This window comes from Aequorivita marina (assembly GCF_031631895.2).
In the GTDB taxonomy this organism is placed as follows: Bacteria; Bacteroidota; Bacteroidia; order Flavobacteriales; family Flavobacteriaceae; genus Aequorivita; species Aequorivita marina.
Map to the genome: position 1 here is coordinate 465,080 of NZ_JAVMBW020000001.1, position 24,286 is coordinate 489,365.

Genomic DNA, 24,286 nt, shown 5'->3' on the forward strand with positions numbered 1-24,286 from the left:
TAACTGTTTAAGAAATTACAACCTATACCCAATTCCAAACTCTACCGCCTCTGCTTTTGCCCAATGTGCATGTAGTGTAACCGCAGCAAATATACGATCATTAAAAAAATAACGTTTTAAGCCCAAACGGTTGTAAACCCTGTTTTCAAACGCATACGGCCAATAAAGATAATACCCAAGCTGACTAACAAACGCCACCTTATTAAAACGCCATTCGTGCCCCACAAAAACGCCAACACGTTTATAATCTTCATCGCCAGAAAGCCCATCTTCTGGATAGGCAATGGAACGGTAGGTGATCAGCTCCTTTAAAAAAGTAGAAAAATAAACATCTACACCCGCCGTAAACGTGCTTTTATAGTTAATCCGTTTGTCCACAAATGCCGAAACAACATAAAAAGGCTCTTGCCCAAGCCCTACCACATCACTTTCATTTATCCCAGTTCTAAAAGCAAGGTTAAACTTAAATCGTTCGGCGTGGGTGCTGCTCAGGGAGTCTTCTTTTTGAATATATTCTGGAAATTCTTTGTAATCCAATTGGTAACTAATACCAGCGTTAAGTGCAAACGTATTGGTACTGTTGTTGGGCGCTTTTAAATTGGCATTGCTGTAGTGAATAATGGTAAACCCAGCATGAAAACCCAAGCCCTTCCATATATTCTCCCGAACAAAGTTTGCTTTTAAAAAAGTAGAGCTCAACAAATGGCTCCCATAAGCATTGTTGTTATAGTTGGTGTTTGTATCAAACGGACTGGATGCATAGGCAATTCCCTGGCCTATCCGAAGCATTAAATGTCGGTTAAAAAAATACCAATTCATATGCCCATAAACTCCTAGAGCGTTTCCTAAATACTCGTTGTGCAAGTCTTGATAAGCCGCAGTAAAACCCCAGTCTGGATAGTGATAACGCCGTTCCCATTCATTAAACCCGTATGATTTTCGGTTAAACGAAAAAATAAATCCAGTAGGATGGCCAGTAATTAAATGTTGGATATCTGGATTGTGTTCCAAAATACTTCCATAGAAAAAATCGGCTTCTAATGAAACCGGCTTCAATTCTTTTTCTTGGGAAAAAAGGGAATAGCTTAGAAGAAATACTGTGAATACAAAAAGAAAATGCCTCATATTTTTTTCAACGCCGGTAAAGATAAGCTAATATCGAAACATTAAAAGAGCGCATTGATTTTTCTTTAGCCAGAGACAGCAATAATCAAAATGGCAGGTTATTTAAATCTACATTTCCACCCGAGAGGATGATTCCAACTTTTTTATTTTTGAAGTCTTTTTTCTTCCGAAGTAAAGCCGCAAGCGCAACCGCACTGCTCGGCTCCACGATTATTTTCATCCGTTCCCAAATTAATTTCATGGCCATAATTATTTCAGACTCTTCAACGCGAATAATTTCTGAAACCAACTCCTTTATTATAGGGAAATTGATATCGCCGAGAAAGGTTTTAAGTCCGTCGGCAACAGTGTTTGTAGTTTCATTAAAAGCAATCTTGCCATTTTTTAGACTTCGGAAAGCATCGTCAACTTCAAAAGGCTCTGCACCAATTGTTTTACAATTATTCCCAAAATATTCTATGGCAAGTGCAGTTCCTGCAATCAATCCACCACCGCCAACTGGGGTAATAATACAATCTAAATCTGGATGCGACTGAAGCAATTCTAAGCCACAAGTTGCATTGCCGAGAATCACATTTTTATCGTTTGACGGATGAATAAAGGTTGCTCCTGTTTCTTTTTGAATTCGAGCTGCCTCCCGTTCACGAGCAATTGCTGTAGATTCAGATTCGGTGATTATTCCATCATAACCTCTTACAGCTTCTTTTTTTACTTGTGGAGCGTTTTCCGGCATCACAATATAGGCCTTCACCCCCAGATTTTTTGCAGCTAATGAAAGTGCCTGTGCAAAATTCCCGGAGGAATGTGTTACCACACCCGCCTTTTTTTGAGCCTCGGAAAGTTGCAAAATAGCGTTTGTAGCACCTCGCATTTTAAAAGCTCCCATCTTTTGAAAATTCTCACCTTTAAAAAACAGAGCAGCTCCTGAAAGTGTATCAAAATAAGAGGATTTAAACACAGGCGTATTATGAGCGTATGGCGCTACACGTTCACAAGCATCTATTACTTCTTGTCTTGTAGGAATCATAATTCAGTAAAAATTAAAAAACACAGAACACAGCGGTAAATTAAAAACCGCTGCAAACCTTTCCACTCGCTACACCTTCGCGGTATTTTTTACTACAATCAGGCAGAGCATACAAAATGATATTTAAGCTATAGTTTCTTGCCGTTAAGAACGATGGAGTAAGTTACTTTTACCGAAGCCTCCATTGTAATTGAAACCGAACAATATTTTTCAAAGCTTAAAGCGGCAGCCCGAATGGCTTTGGCCTCATCAATATTTCCCTCCAAATAAAGCGTAACATGGATAGCTTTAAACGGTTTTGCTTCGCGAACTTCTTCTCGCGCACCTTCCACCTCCATTTTATACGAAGTGACTTCCTGGCGTTGCTTTTTCAAAATTGCAATCACATCTATTGCGCTGCAGCCGCCAACACCCATAAGCAATAATTCCATCGGGCTGGCTCCCTTAGACGGCTCATCGGTTTTATTATCGATAAAAACAGGAACACCAGAGGCTCCTGTTGCTTCAAATAGATACTTGTCGTTTTTTCTGTTCAGGATAACTTTCATAATAATATATTTTTTTCATTTAATTGTAAATGACATAGGACGATAAGACGTAGGACTAAATTTTTGATTTTTTTAGTCTTATGTCTTACGTCATTTAGTGCAGCGGTCTTAGATTTTTTTTCAATCTTTATCGCTAATCCTCAAAATATCACCAAAAACGCCTCGAGCGGTAACCGCTGCTCCTGCTCCTGCGCCTTGAATTACGATTGGATTATCGCCATAACTTTCGGTGTATATTTCAAAAATAGAATCACTTCCTTTTAACGCACCCAACATGCTATTTTTGGGAACCGAGACTAAGCTCACATCTAAAAGCGCTCCTGTTTCTTTTGATAAATCGCCATGCAAATCGGCAGCATATCGAAATACAGACTCCTTGGCTTGATTCTTCTTTTTAATTTGAAATGGCACGTCCAGCTCATTTATTCGCTCTAAAAACGTTGCTTTTGAAACATTTCGCAAATCTTTTGGTATGAGGTTTTGAATAGAAATATCTTCAAATTCATTGTGCAAATCCAATTCACGCGCTAAAATAAGCAATTTCCGCCCAACGTCATTACCACAAAGATCCTCACGTGGATCTGGCTCAGTAAAGCCTTTGTCAATTGCCGATTTCAAAACTGAGCTAAACGATCTATTTCCTTCAGAAAACGTATTAAAAATATAGCTTAAAGATCCTGAAAACACACCGCAAATTCGGGTTATATTTTCTCCGGAAAGGTGCAAAAGCTTGATGGTATCTATCAATGGCAGTCCGGCGCCAACGTTCGTTTCATATAAATATTGGCGCTTTTTTGCAGTTAACTTTTGGCGAAGATCTTGATAAAAACTCAAGTCTAGCGTATTCGCAATTTTATTTGATGAAACCAGGTGGAAACCGTTTTCAACAAAAGTGCTATAATTTTGCACAAAAGTGGCATCTGCCGTGTTATCTACCAAAACCAAGTTTTGAAGGTTGTTTTTCTTTGCAAAGGAAATCACTTCTCCAACTGAATACGCTTCTCCCGATTTCAATTTTTCCTCCAACCAATTTTTGGCTATGCCTTTTTGTTGGAGCAATATTGTTTTTGAATTTGCAACAGCAAAAATATTCAGATCTAAATCGCGTCGTCGGGAAATCTCTTCCTTGGAGGCGATAATTTGATCTACCAAATGTTTACCCACATTTCCGTGGCCAAAAATTGCAATATTAACTTTTTTCTTTTTTATATTGTTTAGGTCAATACGGTCTAAACCTGCATTATCTAATACTTGCGTGCTCATAATCTTTAAATTTTGTAATTTCTTCTGAATTAAAAATCGGGTTCAGAATTCCCGCTAATTGTTCGTATTCAATTAAGAATGCATCATGTCCGTGAATGGAATTTATTTCAGCATAAAACACATTGTTCTTAACAGGTTTCAATTTTGAAAAAGAATCTTTTACTTCTTCATTCAAATAAAATCCATCACTGTCTATTCCCACTAAATAAATGTCTCCAACAATTTTTGAGGCCAATTCAATAAAGGTTTCATTTCTTTCTAAATGCGCAGTCATCAATAGGTGATTCATCAGTTTATAAGCTGATAAATGATAGCGTTTCTTTAAGGTTTTACCGTGGTGGAACAACCAGCTTTCCACATTATATATATGTGCTATATCACTCAAACTTCTATTGAATTTCTGCTTAAAAGATTGCGGCGTTCTATAGAAAGTCATCGCATGAATACGAGCGTCGTGAACTGGATTTTCAGAATTATTTAAAATCTGTTTTTGAACCCTACATTGCGCAATTACCCAATCGGTGGCTTTCCAATCTGTTGCAATGGGAATCAAGTTTTGAAACAAACTAGGCTTCAAGACCGCCATTTGCCAAAGGATACTACCGCCCAAAGAACCGCCGATTCCAGCAAAAACCAAGGGTATTTCTAGGTGTTTTAATCCTATCAAAAACCATTGTGCAACATCGTAAATGCAAACGTCCTCGTAATTTTCGATTATAAAACCATCAAACCCATTTCCCGGAACATTGAAAGAAAGAATGGTATATTTTTCAATATCAATACACTTTTCGGGGCCAATCAAAGACTTCCACCAACCATTTTCGCCACAAACAGTACTGTTTCCAGTTAATGCATGGGTTGCTAAAACGATAGGAGCTGTGCCCAATTCTTGACCAAAAACCTGATAAGCTAAAGGAAGGTTTTTAAAGCGAAATCCAGTACTGGTGGTGTAATTTGGTATAGTGAGATATAAAATTTCTGACATGAAATGTGAGGTTAAAAGGTTACACTAGTTGTTCCTTAAAAACAATCTCAAAAGCTTGTTCCAAATCGGTTTTTAAGTCTTCAATATCTTCTAAACCAACAGAAAGCCTAATTAAATCTTGACTCACACCTGCTGCAGCTTGAGCAGTTTCACTCAATTGTTGATGGGTTGTACTTGCCGGATGGATTATCAAAGATTTTGTATCGCCAATATTCGCCACGAGTGAAAACAGCTTCACTTTATCAACTACTTTTTTAGCGGTTTCAAAACCACCTTTTACACCGAAAGTAACTAGACCGCCTTGTCCTTTTGGGAGATATTTTTGGGCAAGGTCGAAATACGGATTATCTGCTAAACCTGGATAATTTACCCAAACTACTTCCTCTCTACTTTGAAGCCATTTGGCAAATTCTAAGGCGTTTTCGCTGTGTTTTTTAATTCGAACTTCCAATGTTTCCAAACCTTGAAGAATTTGAAAAGCGCTAAACGGACTTAAGGCAGCGCCAAAATCGCGAAGTCCCTCAATACGTGCTTTTGCAATAAAAGCGGCTTCTTTTAGCACCTCAGAATACACTAACCCATGGTATCCGGCTGAAGGTGCTGTAAACTCAGGAAACTTTCCGTTGGTCCAATCAAAATTACCAGCATCAATAATTGCCCCGCCAAGGCTTGTTCCGTTTCCGTTGATGTACTTGGTCAAGGAATGGATTACAATATTTGCTCCGTGCTCAATAGGTTTCAACAAAGCAGGAGTAGTAACTGTATTATCTACAATTAATGGAATTTTGTTTGCTTTAGCTTCCGCAGCAATGGCTTCAATATCTAAAACATCCAACTTTGGGTTTCCAAGCGATTCAATAAAGATTGCTCGTGTATTTTCTTGAACAGCTGTTCCGAAGTTTTCAGGCTCAGATCCATCTACAAAAGTGGTTGTAATTCCTAATCGTGGCAGCGTAACATTGAGTAGATTGAAAGTACCTCCGTACAAACTACTTGATGCTACAATATGATCTCCTGCACGAAGCAAGGTCAATAATGTAGTTGAAATGGCAGATGCGCCAGAGGCTGTAGTTACGGCGCCAATACCACCTTCTAGAGCTGCCAAACGCTTCTCTAAAATATCGCAAGTTGGGTTGTTTAAGCGCGAATAAATAAATCCTGGCTCAGATAGATTGAAAACGTTTGCAGCGTGGTCGCTGTTGTTAAAAACGTAACTTGAGGTTTGGTAAATTGGCACGGCTCTGGTTCCTGCGTTTGCGGTTACATCGTGTCCTGCGTGCAACAAGTTTGTTGCGAAATTGTTTTGTGTACTCATTTTTCTAATTTTTTGAGTTAATAAATAAATTACCCCGATAGATCGGGACTATAGAAAAATGTTAAAAAGAAAAAATGATAGGCAATTTCAAGAATTTGAAATTGTCTTGTCGTTATCTATCGCCAACCTCGATTACTATCGAGATTGTTGTAGAATGTAGCACCTTCCCCGAAAAGTCGGGAGGTTGCTAAGGCGTCATAGGGTCTATTCCCTCGGCCTTTCTTGATAACATTTCAATAAAGGTTTGAACTTTGTAAGCACAAATATAACGTCAGAAAAATTTGAAAACCTAACCTTTTGTCAAAAATCTTTAAATAAAATTGTGATTCATATAATTTTTCTACTTTTGCCGAAACGATTTTAGAGGAAAGATTTGACTGATTGCAACCTCCATAAAAAATGCTAAAGGCAGTGAAAACTTCCCTTGGTCGCGACCGTCAAATCTTTCTTGAAAATGACTTAAGGCTATTAAACATAGCACTTAGGACTGTGAGCCGTAAGTTTAAAGATTAAGTATCTTTTGAATTTTATTTTGCTTGTACGCCTAGCTGTCGTCAAGCCGACCTTAAGTCATTTCGTCCTAAGTCGTGTTCGATTTTTACAAAATTATAATTACAGATTATGGCTTATTTATTTACTTCGGAAAGTGTTTCTGAAGGACACCCAGATAAAGTTGCGGATCAAATTAGCGATGCGCTTTTAGATAATTTTTTGGCATTTGATCCAGAAAGTAAAGTTGCTTGCGAAACATTGGTTACTACGGGACAAGTAGTATTGGCTGGCGAAGTGAAAAGCAATACCTACTTAGACGTACAACATATTGCCCGCGAAGTGATCAATAAAATTGGTTATACAAAAGGCGCATACAAGTTTAGCGGCGATTCCTGTGGGGTAATTTCGTTGATACACGAGCAATCCCAAGATATAAACCAAGGGGTAGATCGAGAAAATAAGGAAGAGCAAGGCGCAGGAGACCAAGGTATGATGTTTGGTTATGCCACAAAGGAAACCGAAAATTATATGCCTTTGGCGTTAGATATTTCGCATAAATTAATGATTGAACTCGCAGCTCTGCGCAGAGAAAACGATGAAATCACGTATTTGCGCCCAGATTCAAAAAGCCAAGTAACTATTGAATACAGCGATGATAATGTGCCACAAAGAATAGTTGCCATTGTGGTTTCAACCCAGCACGATGATTTTGATGAAGACCAAGCAATGCTGGATAAAATTAACAAGGACATTAAAGAAATCCTTATTCCGCGCGTAAAGAAATTATTTCCAGACCACGTTCAAAAGTTGTTTAATGATGACATTAAGTATCACATCAACCCAACCGGAAAATTTGTAATTGGTGGTCCCCACGGTGATTCTGGTCTTACGGGAAGAAAAATTATTGTTGATACCTACGGCGGAAAAGGCGCGCACGGCGGTGGAGCTTTTAGTGGGAAAGACCCTAGTAAAGTTGATAGGAGTGGTGCATACGCGGCACGTCATATTGCAAAAAACCTAGTGGCTGCTGGGGTTGCAGATGAGATTCTGGTGCAGGTTTCTTATGCCATTGGCGTTGTGGAACCAACTTCAGTTTTGGTAAACACCTATAACTCTAAAAACGTCAATCTTTCCGACGGCGAAATAGCTAAAAAAGTTGCTGAAATTTTTGATATGCGTCCCGCTGCAATTGAAAATAGGTTAAAACTTAGAAACCCAATCTATTCCGAAACGGCTGCTTATGGTCATTTGGGCAGAACCTCTAAAACTGTTTCCAAAGTTTTTGAAAGTCCATACAAAGGAAGAATTGAAAAAGAAGTAGAGCTCTTCACCTGGGAAAAATTAGATTATGTTGATGAAGTGAAGCAAGCATTTAAAATTTAATATCAAGCACACAAGCTCATAGTTTCAAACCTATCAGAAGATTAAATGGGTTCAAAAAAACCCCCAAATTCCAAGTTTAACCCTTGGAATTTGGGGTTTGTTTTTGGAATTTCTCTGCTTACATTCCACCCTTACGTTGTGGAGTTCTTGGGGTTGGCCATTCTTTTGGCTCCCCGGTTTTTTCATCAATTGGCAGTACAATGCGCTCTCTAGAGGTTGATGTATCGTCTTCAGAAGCCATATAAGCCATAACTGCGGTTAAAATAACGTTGTTCTGAACGTCGTCAAAAATTATCTTGTCGTAAGTATCACGGTTGGTGTGCCACGTGTAGTTCCAATAACTCCAGCTTAAGGAACTTAAACTAAACGCAGGCGCACCTGCCATTACAAAAGAGGCATTGTCTGAACCTCCACTTGAAGGCCATCCCGGAAAAGTTGTTTCAATATGTTTGCTCACCGTATCGGGAACCGCTTTTAACCAACGGGAAATATAATCGTAAGAATGTAAAAAACCTGCCCCATTGATTCTTACGACCCTTCCGGTTCCGTTATCTTGGTTAAATACCGCCTGAATGTTGTTTACAATTTCAGGGTGATCTTCTACATACGCCAAGGAGCCATTTAAGCCCTGTTCCTCACTGCCCCAAAGACCTGCAATAATAGTACGTTTTGGGTTTGGATATAGTTTCTTTAAAATACGCATGGCTTCCATCATAACCAAGGTTCCGGTTCCGTTATCGGTTGCGCCAGTACCGCCATCCCATGAATCAAAGTGCGCCGATAGAATTACGTATTCCTCTGGTTTTTCTGTTCCCTTAATTTCGGCAATGGTATTAAAAGTGGGAACCATTCCTAAATCTTTAGACTTTGCAACTACGTGAATCTTTGGTTTATCGCCGTGTTCTACCATTCTATAAAGCATGGTGTAATCTTCCAATTCAATATCTACGGTCGGTATTTTCTTGGTTCGGGCGCCAAATATCTTGTTTGCACCAAAGCCTTTAGACCAATATGAATCTACAATTCCCGCCGCACCAGCATTTTCTAGAACCTCAACAATGCTTCTTTTGGTATAACCTATTTTGTTCATGTTCGCTTTCCAAGCCTTTCTTTGCTCAGTTCTCAGGTCTTTCATTTTCTGAAAAGACTCTGGGGTTGCCCATTCTTCCCAGTTGTAATCTGGCCGTCCGGTTTCTTGCTTCATGGCAATCATTACAAACTTTCCTTTTACCGTAGGCAGCCACTTTTTAAATTCGGCAGCACTCTTAACCTCTGGAAGTACAACCAACTCAGCAGTTACGCCTTTTGAAGAAGTTCCGGGATTCCAAGCCAATTGCGTTCCGTTTAAGGTTTGCAGCCTTGGATGTACCATATCTATGTGTGTTATGCCTCGCTCCCAGCCTTTCCATTCACCCCACTGCTGGTTTTCGGCCTCAATGTTCCAACTTTTAAATTTGGCAACGGCCCAATCATGGGCTTGCTGCATTTGTGGCGTTCCCACTAATCGCGGACCAATATCGTCCATTAATTCGTGAGCCAGAGTTTTGAGTTGTGAATTTCCATAAGCTTCCTTGACAATATCATCAACAACTTTATTTTCTTGCTGTGAATAAATAGATGTAGTTGAAACAAATAGAAAGATAATGCTAAGTGCAAAAAGATTTTTCATAATACTAGATTTGTATAGGGATACTAAAATTTGAAGTGAAAAGTAAAACTACAACTTATTTTCCTGTAAGAAAAGTATTGCAAGTAAGCCCCGATACAATTATCATAACAAACTGCGAGCCACTAAGTTTATTCTCTAGTTCAAAAAGTCTAAACAAACACGAACTAAATCTATATCGGTTTAGATTATATTGTGGTTTCGCGCCTTTTGAACGGCTTCAATTTTACTGTGGACCTGCAATTTTTTGTAAATATTCTCAATGTGTTTGCGTACGGTGCTCGGGGAAAGAAAAAGGTTTTTTGCAATAACGGTATAACTTAAACCTTTGCTCAATTGTTCTAAGACTTCAATTTCACGAGGGGAAAGCGAAATTTCCTGTTTATCCTTTAGGTTTTGGATATCTATTGGGTTTCTTAAAAGCCTCAGGGTTTTCATAGCTATAGAAGGATTCATCGCAGCACCGCCTTTTAAGGTTTCGGAAATACCATTGTATAAGTCTTTCGGATTGATTTCTTTTAGTAAATACCCATCTGCTCCTGCTTTAATTGCATTAAAAATATGCTCGTCATTATCAAAGGCAGTTAGCATAATTATTTTAATGTGCGGATATTTCTGCTTTACCATTTGGGTGGTCTCAATGCCATTAAGCACGGGCATTTCAACATCCATCAAGATTAAGTCTAAAGCATGGTTATCCTGAAGTTTGGTAAGCAACTCGCTCCCGTTTAAAGAAGTGTGTTTTACGGAAACGTCCTCAAAAAAAGATAGTTTTTCCTTGATCGCATGGATAAGGAACGAATTGTCGTCTACTATTGCAATTTTAAGCATCTTAGGTTAGTTGTTGGTTTAAAGATACTAAAAATACCATTTAAAAAAACCGATGGAAATAGGGCAATTGACGTATTATTATTAAGTTTATTTCATTAAAAAACCTTCAAAACATAGTAAGCACTAATGTTTTGAAGGTTATACTGGTGAAAAATAAATTGATGTTTCTACTCGAAATTCGAAATTTAATTGCTCCGAATCTTGCCTCGAGATAGTTTATTTATCTTTTCTCTATTTAATAATCTTTTTTACTTCTGTTCCTTTGTTTGTGGTAATTTTAAGCAAATACAAACCTTTTGGGAATGCTGTAAAATCAATTTCTTTTTGGTTAGAATATTCTGCAATTAATTTACCGTTAATAGTATATAGTCTAGAACTTTCAATTGACTCAACTGATTTGATAGTTAATACATCTTTTACTGGGTTAGGAAAAACACTAATACTTGATAATGAATTTTCATCTACAGAAAGTGGTTCCAAAGAAAATTGAATATTATCCAAACGAAGTGCAGAACTTTGAATCACAATCGGGGTCACATTACCAAAGCCAAAATAATAAACTCCATCTTCAGTTGCTGTAAAAAGTGTTGTATATTCTAGGTAATCTCCTCCTGGAATGGTTTGACTATCTAATTCCATAAAATTAGCATCTCTATTAGGTTCATCAGCTACAGCTACTTTTAGAGTTGCAGGATCAGCAGGTTCTAAACCTAATTTTGCAAAATAGGTGATTTTTATTGTTTCGTCTGCAGCCATTTTTATTGGGTAAGAATGAATCCAATCATTTTTATCAAAAGAGGTGCTGGTATTATTAAAAACATAACCATCTCCATTTTGAGCCTCTGCTCCAAATCCGTTAATCCAAGTATTTGATGACCAACCATCAGAATCATATTCGCCATAATTTTCTGTGGTGAATTCAAAATCATAAGCATACGGAGGGATTGCAGCAGTCCAAATAGAAACTGGCGTAGCCCATCCAGAACCACAATCAGCATTTTTTAGAAAAAACTGATAGCGTGTTCCTGGTTCTAAATTTTCATAAGTTTTGGTGAAACCATCTTGGGTTCCCGTTGAACTAACTGAACCTGTAAACGTTGCTAAGCCCGTGTCGTAAGTTGTAATTCCAGCAGTTGGAGTCCAAGTTACAGTAAAACTATCCTCAGTAAGGTTTTCAATTGATACACCAGTAACATCTGGAAGCTCACAATTGGAAGTTTCACTAATGTATAAATCGTCTAAGGCCAAAAACAAGCCATTGTCCGTTACATTTACAAAGGCTAAGTAGATTGTTTGTCCCTTATAGGTAGATAAATCTAAAGATCGTGAATTAAAATCAAAAGGTTGCTCACCTTCTACAGATAATATTGTTTCAGTAAAACTTGAAATATCATTAGTTGTTGTGGAAACGCGAATGTCGTAGTCTTCAAGATTTTCAAAATCGTACGATTTTCCTTTCCAATATAAAGTAGGCTCGCCATTATTAGGAATTTCGATTGCGGGCGTTATTAGCCAATCATCAGATTGCCCTGCTGGTTCGTACCACGAGGTACTAAATGCAATTTTATTGTCATATCCATCATAAAACTGAATCCAAGCTTCCGTATTAAAGTCTTGAACCGGTGCAAAAATAGGCACCATCAAACCATCATTATTGGCTGTGGTGTATTCAGATAGGGGTGTTCCATTGTTATTCTCAAATCCTGAATTAAATATTTGAGAATTTGCATTGTGTATAAATGCAAGTGCGAAAAACAACGTAATTTTCTTAATCATATTCTTTTTTTAGTATTTATTATTACAGCCGTAAAAATAAATAATAATGATATGCTAGATTAAAAAAGATCTTTGTTTAACTCTAATTTATGACAGAAAATTAAACACACTTGAAAGTCAGTTATAATGGGGGCTTAGCCTCTTTAATAGGAAACTTGAAAAGAACTTTTGAACCGGTATTCATTTTAGAAACAACAACAAGATTACCTCCAATTTCAGTAGCCCGCTTTTTCATATTATTCAATCCATTCCCCTTTTCTATATTAACTGGATCAAAACCAGAACCATTATCAATAATTTCAATGTTGTAATCTCCATTTTCTTCCGAAATATTCACGGCAATCTCTGCTGCCGAAGCATATTTTAACGCATTGTTTACAGCTTCTTGAATGATTCTATAAATATTCATTCCCTGAACGGAGGTAAAAACTCGATCTTGATTCACATTATTAGCAATATTGAACGAAAACTCGGTTAATTGGGAAGCGTTTTTTGCTTGTTCAATAAAATTGGCAATTCGAGCCTGCAAATCTTCAAAAGTAATGCTGTCCTTATTCATGGCCCAAATAGTATCGCGAAGCTCATAAATAGTTTGCGATGTAAAGTTGCTTATAGATGTAAGTTTACGCTCTAGCTTTTCACCGATATCAGTAAAACCAAATTTTAAATTGTCAATACTAGAAATAATAAAGGTGAGCTGCGCCCCAATATTATCATGAAGGTCTCGGGAAATACGCAGGCGCTGCTCCTGTAATTTGTTTTGGGTTTCTATTTTAGCCAAAGCAGATTTTAATTCCCCTTCTTTTTGCAGCTGACGGTTTTTTAGTTTTTGTTGATTGTACAGCAAATAACCAAGCAAACCCAAAACTAAAGCCAATCCCAAACTACCAAAAATAAACGTGTTTTTTCGGCGAACCTCCAAGTCTTTTTCCGCTAATTGAGCGCGTTGTTTAAGGATTTTGTTTTCCTTTTTTTTGGTTTCGTACTTTGTTTCTAATTCAAGTACAGCCTTTGTTTTAGTGCTTTCAAACAAACTGTCTCTGCCAACAGACACTTTTTGCGATAATTGATAGGCTCCTTTATAGTTTCCAAGGGCGTACTGTATTTTCGCCATCCCCTCCAAGGCCTGAACTTCAAGTTCATTAAAATCATTTTCTTGTGTAATTTTAAGCGCTTCAGCAAGGTGTTTTAGAGCGGCATTAAAATCATTGCTTTTCCCGAGGTTTGAAGCATAACTTATTTTTGCATGCGCAAGTTCAAATAGGTTTTCGTTCTTTTCTAAAAGTGGTATTGCTTGGGTGTAAAGGCCTTTTGCCTGCTGTGAATTTTCTAAACTATCATTGGCAATCGCCATATTGACCAGCATGTAAGGAACATAGCGCATATAACCCAACTTCTCATAACTATCTTTTGCTTGGGAAGAAAACAGTATGGATTTTTCAAATTCTTTGGTTTTTAATAATACGCCCCCAAGGTTTCCTTTTGTAATGGTAACACCTATTTCGTAATTATTAGCTTCGTAGATTTTTAGTGCTTTTTTATAATACTCAATTACCTTGTCATATTCTTTCTGCTTTTTATAAACAATACCGATATTGGTATAGACCATGGGTACTTTTTGAAAATCATCTGAATTATTCTCGTATATCCTCAAGGCTTTAAAATAGTTGGCAAGTGCCTTGGAGTAATTCGCTTTTTGGTCGTAGATAACGCCTAGATTATTAAAACTATTAGCCATTCCCACACTGTCATTCAAACTGCGTTTTAGTTGTAAACCCTGCCTGTGGTAATACGCTGCACTGTCAAGTTTCCCAACCGACTCAAAGCATACAGCCAACGTATTGAATGAAGAAGCCAGCCCATTATCGCTCTTTAAGAACTTAGATTTATCTACCGCTTTTCTTGCCCAAACTAGTGAACTGTCCGTATTGCTGGCATTGTATTCCCAAGAAATCTCATTTAAAGTTTGAATCAATAACTCACCTTTCTGAGTTTTTGAAAGCGGCAGCAAACTATCCAGTTTATCAGTTTGAGTCTGACATAGACCTTGTAACGAAATCAGCAGAAAGAAAACTATAAGGCGAAACATACTGGTGTTAATTTGAAATGTTAAGGTACAGCGATTTTTTGAGTAACTAATGCTTCGTTTAAATTATATTTCAAGAAATCATAACGGTTTAAGTGAAGAATCCTAAAGTCTATTTGATTTCTATTGCGTGAGATACTTTGGTTTAAAGCTACCACAGTTTCATAATGAAAACGTTTCATCTTGTTCTTTTCACTCCAATACCAGAACAGTATTCCACTTATGGAAAACAGCAAGCCAAGCAATATTATAATTTGAAAAATCATATTCTTCTGTTTTGATTTTAAGTATTAAAGATAGATTTCTTTTTCGGTTTTTTACATACGCCATCTGCCTTATTTGCAGTATTCCTGTCTCTTAAAAGACACTTGGCTTTTATTTAAAGCAAGCTGAACCCAATGTTTCTCACCAATATTTATTGTAAAGGCTAAAAACCCCATAGTTCAACATGGGGTTTCTATTTCCGCAAATGCTCCTCAATTCAATTGCGGTTTTTAATAAGTACTTGACGGTTATTTTAATTTTTTAAATCATAGGCAAAAATCGAATTCTTATCTGCTTTGAAATAAAGAATTCCTCCAATTTCATCAACTATATACTCGGGCTTCTTGTCTTTTAGAACAATTTCCTTTTCCTTCTTCCCGGAGTCCTTATTGATTTTTACCAAGCCCACGCCATCGTCTAGTTTTGTAAGTATAAATTGATCGTTTTTAGTGGCTGCAGTGGCTTTAAAGCGTTTCATCATTTCATTAATTGATGCTCCCGCTGCTACGGCCATTCCAGCCGCCAATTCGGCATCGCGTTCTGAATCGTCATCATAGCCTGAAAGCTTGTTTTGCATAGATGAGTGAGCGGCGGCTGTTGCGGCTGCCATACTAGCCACGGCAGTTACTCCTGCCAATATGGCTCCCATAGCGCTTTTTCCCGGTGCGCGGTAATATTCTTGCCATTGCGGGTTACCATCCCAATCTAACAAATGCATGTTTTGATCGCTAGTCAATAAAATTCCACCATCGCGAATTTCAACATGCGATGGATTTTCCTTGCCATCAAATTTTGATTTGGCCAAAGTGCTAACCGCTCCAGAAGTAGCATCTACAGCATATAAATTTTCATCGGCACTTATTAAATAACGGTTATTTTTCTTGTCTAACGTAGAGCTTACAGCATCTGCTCTTTTATATTTTAATGGTTTTTCCCAAACTTGCTCTCCGTTTTGAAGATTTACGATATTAGCATCTTCTGAAGTTATATAAATGAGCCCTTGAGGCGTGTGTGCCATCGTTAAAATGTTCTCGCCCGTTTTTAATGGTTTTTTAAAGAGTGTTTCTCCTTCAAAAGAAATTTTATTAATCCCACCTTGGTATATTCCGAAGAGAATGCCATCGTCCATCACATAAAAATGCTGCACATAGCCTTTGGTTTTTGGGGCTTTATCCCAGAGATCTTCACCGTTGGTAGCACTAAGGAACGAAATATTCGATTTATTGCTGCGCGCAAAAACGCTATCGCTACCGCCATCGGTCTGGTTGCTTACCACAGCGATCCCGTTTGGCAGGATTTCAAAATTGACAATCTGTCCCTTAACCTTATGGTCGTCTTTCCACAATTCGGTCCCGTCAATCCCCAGTTTATGAATTCGGGTGTTTTTGCCATTATTAACACTCTCAAAAGCATAAATTTCTTTTTCTGAAGCATCTGCAACAAGCACATTCATATTTTTCATTTTATTCTGCCAGAGCAATTCTCCAGTTTCTGCCTTCATATTAAAAACACCTTGCGAGGTTGGTAATACCAAGCTGTTATTCAACAAAAGTGGTCTGCCCGTAACCATATAGGTTTTAGCGATACCTACGCGCCCCGGCTCACCAATATCAAACCTATAATCTTCATTACCGGTATTAAGGTCATAAACGGCAACTTGCGCCGCATACTTTTCTTTTGAAGTTCTATTTCCACTTACCACCAACTTATTCTGTGGCATCATAACATCGCAGGTTATAACATCTTTCCAACCATTGGCCTCGGTACTAAAAAGCGTTTTGCCCGACATATAATCTATAACTGTTTTCTTTGAACTTAAATTGGCAAAACCTCCCTGAAAAACAATTACATACGGCGCATTTGGCACGAAGGTTAACTCTTCTGGTTTTACCCTTCCGTATTCCGTAAAATTAAACAACAGTTGGTTGCTACCTGGTTTTATCCCCACAAGACCATCGTTGGTAGCAACCACCATTGTTCCTCCCTGTGTTAAGGACATTTCGTTTATTTTGGCGCCAGTATCATACCTAAAATCTGGCTCTTCCGCGCTTTGGGCAAGCAATGGATTTGCTGTGATTAACATAAAGCAGATCAAAACGTAAAACATGATAGTGGTTTTCATAATTGTGGTTTTTAATAGTTGATGATTCAAAGATGGTTCAGAAAAAAAGCACTATCAATAAGGCAGTTGCCGTATTCAGCCACTAATCTCAAAAAGAAGAGAATCTTTGCTTAACTCCTTCCTTTTAGGGAAGTTAGGTGGAGTTAAAAAAAACCGGGGGAAAACTGTGTTTCGCCCCCGGTTCACTCCCGATAGATCGAGATTCAACTTTGAGATTTCCGTAAGTGTTTATCCTCGTGTTTTATTGCTCTGTTACTTCAATATTAAATTCGCCACTAGTTACCGATACGGTTTCATTAGGATTATCCAAATTAGCCGCATTAAAGCTAAACGTTCCTTTGGCCACACTCCCATCATAGCTGGATACCCTAAGCTCTCCGGCCGATTGATTGCCCACTGTAGAATATATTACAACCGTGCTTGGGTCTGGATTATTCGGGTCTGGCAAGTAACTATAAGTACCTATGTTCATTAAACCTAAATCATAAGTTCCAACCCCATCAAAACCCTGAGTGATAACAATCTGTAAGTTTTCCGACTCCATAGTACCGCCACTCACAGTAAACGAGCTACCTTCAGCAGAGGAAACAGCCATTACGGTTCCTTCAATTCCGGTAAAGTTATCTCCATCCACTTTCGCTTTAAAAGTGCCTGTTCCGCCTTGAGGATCCTCTCCTCCATCATCGTCCTTACTGCACCCAGTAAGACTAACGGCAAGAACGGTCATTAATACTAAAATTGTTTTGTTGAAAATTTTCATAATATTTGGTTTTTTCCCCACCGAAGCAGGTACGTGATTATTGTTACTACAAAGTTGTAGCAAACCCCAAGTTTTTACAATAAGGCAATTGACGTATTCTGTGGTTAATTGATAGGGGTGGTTTTTAGAAAAAACTGTCCTTTTTAAAATTGAATATGCGGCAGTTTTTCTTGAAGCGTTTTAATTTTCTGCTGAAGTTTTTCTAGAAAATCAAGATGTTCTTTACTATTAGAATTGAAAGGTCTATGACGCAATCCTGACTGAATTGAAGCGACTTCCTTTTGGAGTAATTCGGTTTCTGAAGCAATCCATACTTTTGAAAACTTTTGCCACATCAGTTCAATTGCTGTTTTATTTGGGTGAAGCATGTCTTCGGCGTAAAACCGATAATCGCGCAATTGGTCCATCATAATTTCATACGACGGAAAATAATGAAACCCAGAATTATCAATGTTGTGGATTGCAGCAATAAGATGGGCTTTACTTCGTGTATTTTCAACAAACCCATCCTTAATATGCCTAACTGGCGATACCGTATTTATTAGTGTTGCATTCGGGTTAATTGCTGAAATTACATCAAAAATATTCTTAAGGCATGCAGAAGTCTCTTTGATTGAAACCAACTCCTTTTTAAAGTTTTTCTGCGGAAGTTTATGGCAGTTGGCTACTATTTCATCATTCTCCAGATTCCGATAAACCCAAGATGTTCCGAAAGTGAAAATGATATGTGATGAAGAAAAAAGTGCTTCTCTTAAGTTTTGAAGTGCGGTATTAAGATTCTTTAAAAGCTCCCCTTTATCCAAAGAAGAGAGCTCCGAATGTGCATCAAAGCATTTCCAGATTCCGTTGTGATGAAAAATATCTTCTTCAGAAAAAGGAACATTTTCAATGGCCCTAATCACCAATTTTTCAAGTGAAACAGGGTTGAAAATAACGCCAAACGGATTTTGAATATTCTGAAACTTGAAATAGTCAAACTTGGCTCCAATATTTTCCGAAAAACAACTCCCCAGCAACAGGGTTTTAGAAGAATAATCTATCTGATTTTCTTCTGGATAAAGCGGTATTTGGGTTTGAAGCTTCATTGTTTTTCTCACAAACCTCTGCGTTTTCTGTGGCTTTGTGGTGTAACATTTACCACAGGGCCACAGAGTGCACGGAGTTAATTTAAATAATCTTTTGCTTTTTCTAGCGCCTGATCTATTCCAGCTGGATTTTTTCCGCCTGCCGTTGCGAAGAATGCTTGACCGCCACCGCCGCCTTGGATGTACTTGCCCAATTCTCGAACAATTTTACCAGCGTTTAGGTCTTTTTCAGCAGCTAGATTTTTTGAAATATAACATGCAAGCAAAGCTTTTCCATTACTTTCTGCTCCAAAAACTAAGAACAAATTATCAGTTTCGCCACCCATTTCAAAAGCTAGATCCTTCATTCCACCGGCATCGAGATCTATTTTTTTAGTAAGGAAATTCACGCCATTTAACTGTTCTATTTCAGATTTCAAATCGCCTTTTAGGTTTTTCGCCTTGTCTTTTAATAATTGTTGAACCTGTTTTTGCAGATTGGAGTTTTCCGCTTGTAGGTTTTCAACAGCTTTTACAGGATCCTTCGCGTTATTAAGAGTTTTTTGAAGCGAAGCGAAAGATTCACTTCTATCAATAAAATACTGTTTGGCGGCATCTCCCGTTATGGCCTCAATCCTTCTAATTCCTGAAGCAACGGCACTTTCCGAAGTAATAATAAAATGCCAAACATCATTGGTATTGGCAACGTGGGTACCGCCACAAAGTTCCATAGACTTTCCAAATTTAATAGTACGAACGGCATCGCCATATTTTTCACCAAAAAGTGCTACAGCTCCTTCGTCAATAGCTTGTTGGAAGGGTATGTTTCTGCGCTCTTCTAGGGCAATTCCCTCACGGATTCGCGCATTGACAAAATCGGAAACCTCTTTTAATTGCTCGTCGGTAACTCTTGCGAAATGTGAAAAATCGAAACGTAGATTTCGGCTATGGACCATACTTCCCTTTTGAGCAACATGGTCGCCTAAAATATTCCGTAAGCCTTGATGCAATAAATGTGTTGCCGTGTGATTGGAAGCTGTTCTACTTCGCTGCTTTTGATCTACCACCGCTTTAAAGGTAGATTTTATATTTCGCGGCAGCGTTTTAGTAAAATGAATAATAAGGTTGTTTTCCTTTTTGGTATCTACAATGTAGGTAACACCTCCATCGGCAGCTTTTAAATAGCCTTTGTCACCTACCTGCCCACCGCCTTCAGGATAAAAAGGAGTAAGGTTAAAAACAAGTTGATACATTTCGCCCTCTTTTTTACTTGCTACTTTTCGGTAACGCGTTATCCTAACTTGGGTTTCTAGCGTATCGTACCCTACAAATTCTTCAACATCATCCTGTTCTAAAACAATCCAATCGCCAGTTTCAACCTTTGTCGCAGCGCGAGAACGTTCTTTTTGTTTTAGGAGCTCAGCATTAAATTCCTCTTCATTTAAAGAATAACCCCGCTCACGCAGAATTAAAGCCGTTAAGTCTATAGGAAAACCAAAGGTATCATATAATTCAAACACTTTTTTGCCAGAAACTTCCTTAGAGTCAGTTGTTTGAATCACGTTTTCCAACAACACCAACCCTTGCTCCAAGGTTCTTAAAAAAGATTGCTCCTCTTCCCGGATCACGTTTGTTATCAGGTTTTTTTCAGTTTTCAACTCTGGAAAAGCCTCGCCCATTTGTGCACTGAGGGTATCTATTAACCTATAGATAAAAGGTTCCTTTTTATTCAAGAACGTAAATCCATAACGGATTGCTCTTCTTAAAATCCGCCTAATTACGTAACCAGCGCCCGTATTGCTAGGCAATTGTCCGTCGGCAATAGAAAACGCAACTGCGCGAACATGGTCTGCAATAACACGAATAGCAATGTCTTTCTTTTCTCCCGATTCGCTATCGGGACGGCCATATTTTGAATTGGTGATAGCCTCAATTTCACGAATTATTGGCGTAAAAACATCCGTGTCATAATTGCTCTGTTTATTTTGAAGCACAGTTGCCAAACGCTCAAAACCCATTCCCGTATCAACGTGCTGGGCCGCTAGTTTTTCAAGACTGCCATTTGCTTTTCTATTGAACTGCATAAAGACCAAGTTCCAAACTTCAACCACTTGTGGATGGTCTTTGTTTACTAAATCTTCGCCCGGAATCTTGGCTTTTTCTTCGGCAGAGCGAATATCTACGTGAATTTCGCTACATGGGCCACAAGGACCTTGGTCGCCCATTTCCCAAAAGTTATCCTGTTTGTTTCCGTTCAGAATTCGATCTTCCGGAACAAACTGCTTCCAAAGGTCGTAGGCTTCGGTATCGCGTTCTAAACCTTCACTTTCATCACCTTCAAATATGGTAACATACAGCAATTCTTTGTCTATTTTATAAACCTCAGTCAGCAGTTCCCACGTCCAAGCTATGACTTCTTTTTTAAAATAATCACCAAAACTCCAGTTTCCGAGCATTTCAAACATCGTGTGGTGGTAGGTATCGATTCCCACTTCTTCTAGGTCGTTGTGTTTTCCACTAACGCGAAGACATTTCTGCGAATCAACTATACGTGTGCTTTTTGGCTTTGCGTTTCCTAAAAAATATTCTTTAAATGGTGCCATTCCACTGTTTATGAACATCAATGTTGGGTCATTTTTTACCACCATAGGCGCCGATGGAACGATAAGGTGTTCTTTCGACTTAAAGAATTCTAAAAATTGGGAACGTATTTCCTTTGACTTCATATGTCTATATTATTATCAGATTATAATACCTTGGTCAAACGCAGTACTGGTACAATAAGTACAAAACAACGTTTACTGCGCTTTCAAGGTTTAAGTAATGCTATTTAAAGTGTTATAAAATTATGCTAAAAATAAGTTTTGGACGCAGTGGCAAACAATTTCTATATTTGTAAATCGTTACCTTTACGTTGCGCAAAACAGCAAGGCGCAAAAATAGCAATTTTTTAACGCATGTCTAAGGTTAAATATTACTACGATAGCGAAACGCTTTCGTATAAAAAAATAGAACGGAAAAAGGGGAGAAAGTTAAAAATCTTCGCCTTGAGTATTTTGGGTATGTTCCTAAGTGGTTTTTTACTGCTTTTGGTTTACTTAAACCTACCCTCAGTGCAGACCCCCAAAGAGTTATCTTTACAGCGAGAGCTCCATAATATGCAGTTGCAGTTTGAACTTTTGAACAAAAAGATGGAACAAGCACAGACTGTTCTTTCTGAAGTTGAGGCGCGTGACAACAATTTGTACCGCGTTTATTTTGAAACAAATCCAATTCCGGAAGAACAACGAAAAGCAGGTTTTGGTGGAATAAACCGCTATAAAAACCTTGAGGGTTTTGACAATTCTAAACTCATTACAAATACAACGCGCAACCTGGATATATTGACAAAACAGATTGTAGTACAGTCAAAATCTTTAGATGAAATTGCAAAACTTGCGGAGGATAAAGAAAAACTTTTAAGCGCAATTCCCGCCATACAACCCGTTAAAAACGCCGATTTATCTCGAATTGCATCTGGTTATGGCTATAGAACCGACCCTTTTACGAAAGCTAAAAAGTTTCATTACGGCATGGATTTTACCGCTCCTCGTGGCACCCCGATTTACGCAACTGGCGACGGCACGGTAAAAAGAGCCGACAGCAGAGCCACTGGATATGGCAGGCACGTAGTTATTGACCACGGTTACGGATACGAGAGTCTATACGCGCATATGTACAAATACAATGTTAAAAAGGGGCAGAAAGTACAGCGTGGCGATGTAGTAGGTTTTGTTGGAAGCACAGGTAGAAGCCAAGCGCCTCATTGCCATTATGAAGTTTTTAAGGATGGCGAACGCATTAACCCGATCAATTTTTACTATGGAAGTTTAACTTCGGAAGAGTTTTCCGAAATGTTAAAAACAGCACAGCAGGAAAATCAATCCTTGGATTAAAATCTCAATTCAAAAACTTCGAAATTACTTGAAAGTAATAGTGAATTAAAAACACTATATTTAATCTGAAAAATCTAATTCAGAATTTATATTAAAAAATGCATATAAACCTACCTGAAAAATTGTACTACAGCATCGGCGAAGTTGCAGAAGCTTTCAACGTGAACCCATCGCTGATACGTTTTTGGGAGAAAGAGTTTGATGCAATAAAACCCAAAAAAAACGCCAAAGGCAACCGGAAGTTTACGCCGCAGGATATTAAAACCCTAGAACTTATCTACCATTTAGTAAAAGAACGCGGGTTTACGCTAGATGGCGCAAGAACCCATCTAAAGGAAAACAAACAAAAAACACTAGATCAATTCGAGATTATCCGTAAATTGGAATCCGTAAAAACAGAACTTTTAAAAATTAAAAACCAACTCTAAAATCAATCTCCATCATGAAAAAATGGTTACCAGTACTTATTATTATAGGCATTATCATACTAATTGGCGGCTACTTGGCGAGTTTAAACAATAAACTTGTAGTGCTAGATCAAAATGCCACTGCCCAATGGGCTAACGTGGAAAGCTCCTACCAGCGTCGTGCAGACCTTATCCCGAATATCGTAAGTACCGCAAAAGGCTATGCCGAATTTGAGCAATCTACATTAATTGCCGTTACCGAAGCGCGAAGCAAGGCTACTTCGGTCAATATTGATCCATCTAACATTACGCCAGAGCAATTGGCACAATACCAACAGGCTCAAGCTGGCGTAACATCAGCACTTTCACGCTTATTGGCTGTTTTTGAACGATACCCAGATTTAAAGGCGAACGAAAACTTTAAGGAATTAATCAATGAATTGGAACGCACTGAAAACCGTATAAACGTGGAGCGTAACCGATTTAACGAAGAGGCAAAACATCTAAATACGGAGCTTAATCAGTTTCCGACAAAACTTTTCGCGGGTATGTTAGGGTTCCATGAGCAAGCTTACTTTAAAGCAGATGCCGGTACCGAAAACGCACCAGAAGTAGAATTCGATTTCGGAAAATAAACACAGATAACGAGCTATATAACGCATAACCAAATTGGTTCTACGTTATGAGTTCAACCGTCATAATTCAATTATAAAAAACTATGTCTAGAGTAGAAGATTTTCTTACTTCAGAAGAAGAGACTGCAATTGTTGCTGCCATTCGTACGGCTGAAAAAAACACTTCAGGAGAGGTTCGCGTGCATTTAGAGGCCAAATCCATTTCAGCAGAAAAACCCAGAAAGCAAATAGATGCTTTTGATCGCGCCGCAGAAGTATTTGATATGCTAAACATGCAAAACACCAAAGAAAGCAATGGTGTATTAATTTATGTTGCCGTTGAAGACCGAACCCTAGTAATAATGGGCGACAAGGGTATAAATGACATTGTAGGCCAAAATTTTTGGGAAGGCACCAAAGACGTAATCATCGGGCACTTTAAAAATGGAGCTATGAAACAAGGGCTGGTAGAAGGTATTTTAAAGGCTGGGGAGAAATTGAAAAAGCATTTCCCTTACAGAAAAGATGATAAAAATGAACTTCCAGACGATATTTCGGTAGGATAAAGCTCCTTAATCTAAGGAAGAATCTAAATTTCTTAAAGGCTTCTTCACTAAACTTTT

Annotated in this window: 19 protein-coding genes, 1 pseudogene and 1 riboswitch; of the genes and pseudogenes, 5 read left to right on the forward strand and 15 right to left on the reverse strand. The window is 38.2% G+C overall.

Going from position 1 to position 24,286, the window contains the following annotated elements; genetic code table 11:
* Positions 1 to 15 precede the first annotated feature (15 nt).
* The 6 genes and pseudogenes from QPK98_RS02135 to QPK98_RS02155 all read right to left on the reverse strand — a co-directional run bounded on the left by QPK98_RS02135 (position 16) and on the right by QPK98_RS02155 (position 6,263).
* On the reverse strand, positions 16 to 1,125 hold the full coding sequence (locus tag QPK98_RS02135; protein WP_310991354.1) for an acyloxyacyl hydrolase: 1,110 nt from the start codon (positions 1,123 to 1,125) through the stop codon (positions 16 to 18).
* A gap of 85 nt (positions 1,126 to 1,210) precedes the next feature.
* Complete coding sequence (locus QPK98_RS02140; protein ID WP_310991355.1) at positions 1,211 to 2,152, reverse strand: pyridoxal-phosphate dependent enzyme; 942 nt, start codon at positions 2,150 to 2,152, stop codon at positions 1,211 to 1,213.
* A 128-nt stretch (positions 2,153 to 2,280) separates the two neighbouring features.
* Positions 2,281 to 2,700: an OsmC family protein gene (locus tag QPK98_RS02145; RefSeq protein WP_310991356.1), complete on the reverse strand. Its 420-nt coding sequence runs from the start codon at positions 2,698 to 2,700 to the stop codon at positions 2,281 to 2,283.
* Between the two features lie 120 nt (positions 2,701 to 2,820).
* Positions 2,821 to 3,900 (reverse strand): annotated as a pseudogene (locus tag QPK98_RS15720) (homoserine dehydrogenase family protein); the annotation flags it as partial.
* Between the two features lie 40 nt (positions 3,901 to 3,940).
* Positions 3,941 to 4,948, reverse strand: a complete 1,008-nt coding sequence (locus tag QPK98_RS15725; RefSeq protein ID WP_435373085.1) for an alpha/beta fold hydrolase — start codon at positions 4,946 to 4,948, stop codon at positions 3,941 to 3,943.
* Between the two features lie 19 nt (positions 4,949 to 4,967).
* The gene (locus QPK98_RS02155) at positions 4,968 to 6,263 is read right to left on the reverse strand and encodes an O-acetylhomoserine aminocarboxypropyltransferase/cysteine synthase family protein (RefSeq protein ID WP_310991357.1); all 1,296 of its coding nucleotides are present in this window, start codon (positions 6,261 to 6,263) and stop codon (positions 4,968 to 4,970) included.
* 109 nt (positions 6,264 to 6,372) lie between these two features.
* Positions 6,373 to 6,495: riboswitch (SAM riboswitch) on the reverse strand.
* A 389-nt stretch (positions 6,496 to 6,884) separates the two neighbouring features.
* Here QPK98_RS02155 and metK point away from each other — a divergent pair.
* Positions 6,885 to 8,138 carry a methionine adenosyltransferase gene (gene metK, locus QPK98_RS02160; RefSeq protein ID WP_310991358.1) on the forward strand — a complete coding sequence of 418 codons (1,254 nt, stop codon included), beginning with the start codon at positions 6,885 to 6,887 and terminating at the stop codon, positions 8,136 to 8,138.
* A 118-nt stretch (positions 8,139 to 8,256) separates the two neighbouring features.
* Here metK and QPK98_RS02165 read toward each other — a convergent pair whose 3' ends face one another.
* The 9 genes from QPK98_RS02165 to alaS all read right to left on the reverse strand — a co-directional run bounded on the left by QPK98_RS02165 (position 8,257) and on the right by alaS (position 21,433).
* Positions 8,257 to 9,807, reverse strand: a complete 1,551-nt coding sequence (locus QPK98_RS02165) for a M20/M25/M40 family metallo-hydrolase (RefSeq protein ID WP_310991359.1) — start codon at positions 9,805 to 9,807, stop codon at positions 8,257 to 8,259.
* Positions 9,808 to 9,987: 180 nt separating this feature from the next.
* Positions 9,988 to 10,635, reverse strand: coding sequence for a response regulator transcription factor (locus QPK98_RS02170; protein ID WP_310991360.1), 648 nt, complete (start codon positions 10,633 to 10,635; stop codon positions 9,988 to 9,990).
* A 231-nt stretch (positions 10,636 to 10,866) separates the two neighbouring features.
* Complete coding sequence (locus tag QPK98_RS02175) at positions 10,867 to 12,411, reverse strand: T9SS-dependent choice-of-anchor J family protein (RefSeq protein WP_310991361.1); 1,545 nt, start codon at positions 12,409 to 12,411, stop codon at positions 10,867 to 10,869.
* Positions 12,412 to 12,532: 121 nt separating this feature from the next.
* Positions 12,533 to 14,500: a tetratricopeptide repeat-containing sensor histidine kinase gene (locus QPK98_RS02180; RefSeq protein ID WP_310991362.1), complete on the reverse strand. Its 1,968-nt coding sequence runs from the start codon at positions 14,498 to 14,500 to the stop codon at positions 12,533 to 12,535.
* A 20-nt stretch (positions 14,501 to 14,520) separates the two neighbouring features.
* Positions 14,521 to 14,763 carry a hypothetical protein gene (locus tag QPK98_RS02185; protein ID WP_310991363.1) on the reverse strand — a complete coding sequence of 81 codons (243 nt, stop codon included), beginning with the start codon at positions 14,761 to 14,763 and terminating at the stop codon, positions 14,521 to 14,523.
* A gap of 251 nt (positions 14,764 to 15,014) precedes the next feature.
* Positions 15,015 to 16,883 carry an outer membrane protein assembly factor BamB family protein gene (locus QPK98_RS02190; protein ID WP_310991364.1) on the reverse strand — a complete coding sequence of 623 codons (1,869 nt, stop codon included), beginning with the start codon at positions 16,881 to 16,883 and terminating at the stop codon, positions 15,015 to 15,017.
* 241 nt (positions 16,884 to 17,124) lie between these two features.
* Positions 17,125 to 17,643: a Riean_0653 family protein gene (locus QPK98_RS02195; RefSeq protein WP_310991365.1), complete on the reverse strand. Its 519-nt coding sequence runs from the start codon at positions 17,641 to 17,643 to the stop codon at positions 17,125 to 17,127.
* Positions 17,644 to 17,786: 143 nt separating this feature from the next.
* Positions 17,787 to 18,728 (reverse strand): GSCFA domain-containing protein, encoded by a 942-nt coding sequence (locus QPK98_RS02200; protein WP_310991366.1) that lies wholly within the window; start codon positions 18,726 to 18,728, stop codon positions 17,787 to 17,789.
* A gap of 77 nt (positions 18,729 to 18,805) precedes the next feature.
* Positions 18,806 to 21,433, reverse strand: coding sequence for an alanine--tRNA ligase (gene alaS / locus QPK98_RS02205; protein ID WP_310991367.1), 2,628 nt, complete (start codon positions 21,431 to 21,433; stop codon positions 18,806 to 18,808).
* A gap of 231 nt (positions 21,434 to 21,664) precedes the next feature.
* Between alaS and QPK98_RS02210 the strand changes: the two genes are divergently transcribed.
* The 4 genes from QPK98_RS02210 (at position 21,665) to QPK98_RS02225 (ending at position 24,229) form a co-directional block, all read left to right on the forward strand.
* Entirely contained in the window at positions 21,665 to 22,642 is a 978-nt protein-coding gene (locus QPK98_RS02210; RefSeq protein WP_310991368.1) for a M23 family metallopeptidase, read from the forward strand.
* A 98-nt stretch (positions 22,643 to 22,740) separates the two neighbouring features.
* Positions 22,741 to 23,070 (forward strand): MerR family transcriptional regulator, encoded by a 330-nt coding sequence (locus QPK98_RS02215; RefSeq protein ID WP_310991369.1) that lies wholly within the window; start codon positions 22,741 to 22,743, stop codon positions 23,068 to 23,070.
* A 14-nt stretch (positions 23,071 to 23,084) separates the two neighbouring features.
* On the forward strand, positions 23,085 to 23,684 hold the full coding sequence (locus QPK98_RS02220; RefSeq protein WP_310991370.1) for a LemA family protein: 600 nt from the start codon (positions 23,085 to 23,087) through the stop codon (positions 23,682 to 23,684).
* 83 nt (positions 23,685 to 23,767) lie between these two features.
* Positions 23,768 to 24,229, forward strand: coding sequence for a TPM domain-containing protein (locus tag QPK98_RS02225; RefSeq protein ID WP_310991371.1), 462 nt, complete (start codon positions 23,768 to 23,770; stop codon positions 24,227 to 24,229).
* Positions 24,230 to 24,286 lie beyond the last annotated feature (57 nt).

What these genes read in the sequence shown, in the direction of transcription:
- QPK98_RS02135 (WP_310991354.1), bottom strand. Translation starts at nt 1,125, where the DNA reads ATGAGGCATTTTCTTTTTGTATTCACAGTATTTCTTCTAAGCTATTCC.
- QPK98_RS02140 (WP_310991355.1), bottom strand. Translation starts at nt 2,152, where the DNA reads ATGATTCCTACAAGACAAGAAGTAATAGATGCTTGTGAACGTGTAGCG.
- QPK98_RS02145 (WP_310991356.1), bottom strand. Translation starts at nt 2,700, where the DNA reads ATGAAAGTTATCCTGAACAGAAAAAACGACAAGTATCTATTTGAAGCA.
- QPK98_RS15725 (WP_435373085.1), bottom strand. Translation starts at nt 4,948, where the DNA reads ATGTCAGAAATTTTATATCTCACTATACCAAATTACACCACCAGTACT.
- QPK98_RS02155 (WP_310991357.1), bottom strand. Translation starts at nt 6,263, where the DNA reads ATGAGTACACAAAACAATTTCGCAACAAACTTGTTGCACGCAGGACAC.
- metK (WP_310991358.1), top strand. Translation starts at nt 6,885, where the DNA reads ATGGCTTATTTATTTACTTCGGAAAGTGTTTCTGAAGGACACCCAGAT.
- QPK98_RS02165 (WP_310991359.1), bottom strand. Translation starts at nt 9,807, where the DNA reads ATGAAAAATCTTTTTGCACTTAGCATTATCTTTCTATTTGTTTCAACT.
- QPK98_RS02170 (WP_310991360.1), bottom strand. Translation starts at nt 10,635, where the DNA reads ATGCTTAAAATTGCAATAGTAGACGACAATTCGTTCCTTATCCATGCG.
- QPK98_RS02175 (WP_310991361.1), bottom strand. Translation starts at nt 12,411, where the DNA reads ATGATTAAGAAAATTACGTTGTTTTTCGCACTTGCATTTATACACAAT.
- QPK98_RS02180 (WP_310991362.1), bottom strand. Translation starts at nt 14,500, where the DNA reads ATGTTTCGCCTTATAGTTTTCTTTCTGCTGATTTCGTTACAAGGTCTA.
- QPK98_RS02185 (WP_310991363.1), bottom strand. Translation starts at nt 14,763, where the DNA reads ATGATTTTTCAAATTATAATATTGCTTGGCTTGCTGTTTTCCATAAGT.
- QPK98_RS02190 (WP_310991364.1), bottom strand. Translation starts at nt 16,883, where the DNA reads ATGAAAACCACTATCATGTTTTACGTTTTGATCTGCTTTATGTTAATC.
- QPK98_RS02195 (WP_310991365.1), bottom strand. Translation starts at nt 17,643, where the DNA reads ATGAAAATTTTCAACAAAACAATTTTAGTATTAATGACCGTTCTTGCC.
- QPK98_RS02200 (WP_310991366.1), bottom strand. Translation starts at nt 18,728, where the DNA reads ATGAAGCTTCAAACCCAAATACCGCTTTATCCAGAAGAAAATCAGATA.
- alaS (WP_310991367.1), bottom strand. Translation starts at nt 21,433, where the DNA reads ATGAAGTCAAAGGAAATACGTTCCCAATTTTTAGAATTCTTTAAGTCG.
- QPK98_RS02210 (WP_310991368.1), top strand. Translation starts at nt 21,665, where the DNA reads ATGTCTAAGGTTAAATATTACTACGATAGCGAAACGCTTTCGTATAAA.
- QPK98_RS02215 (WP_310991369.1), top strand. Translation starts at nt 22,741, where the DNA reads ATGCATATAAACCTACCTGAAAAATTGTACTACAGCATCGGCGAAGTT.
- QPK98_RS02220 (WP_310991370.1), top strand. Translation starts at nt 23,085, where the DNA reads ATGAAAAAATGGTTACCAGTACTTATTATTATAGGCATTATCATACTA.
- QPK98_RS02225 (WP_310991371.1), top strand. Translation starts at nt 23,768, where the DNA reads ATGTCTAGAGTAGAAGATTTTCTTACTTCAGAAGAAGAGACTGCAATT.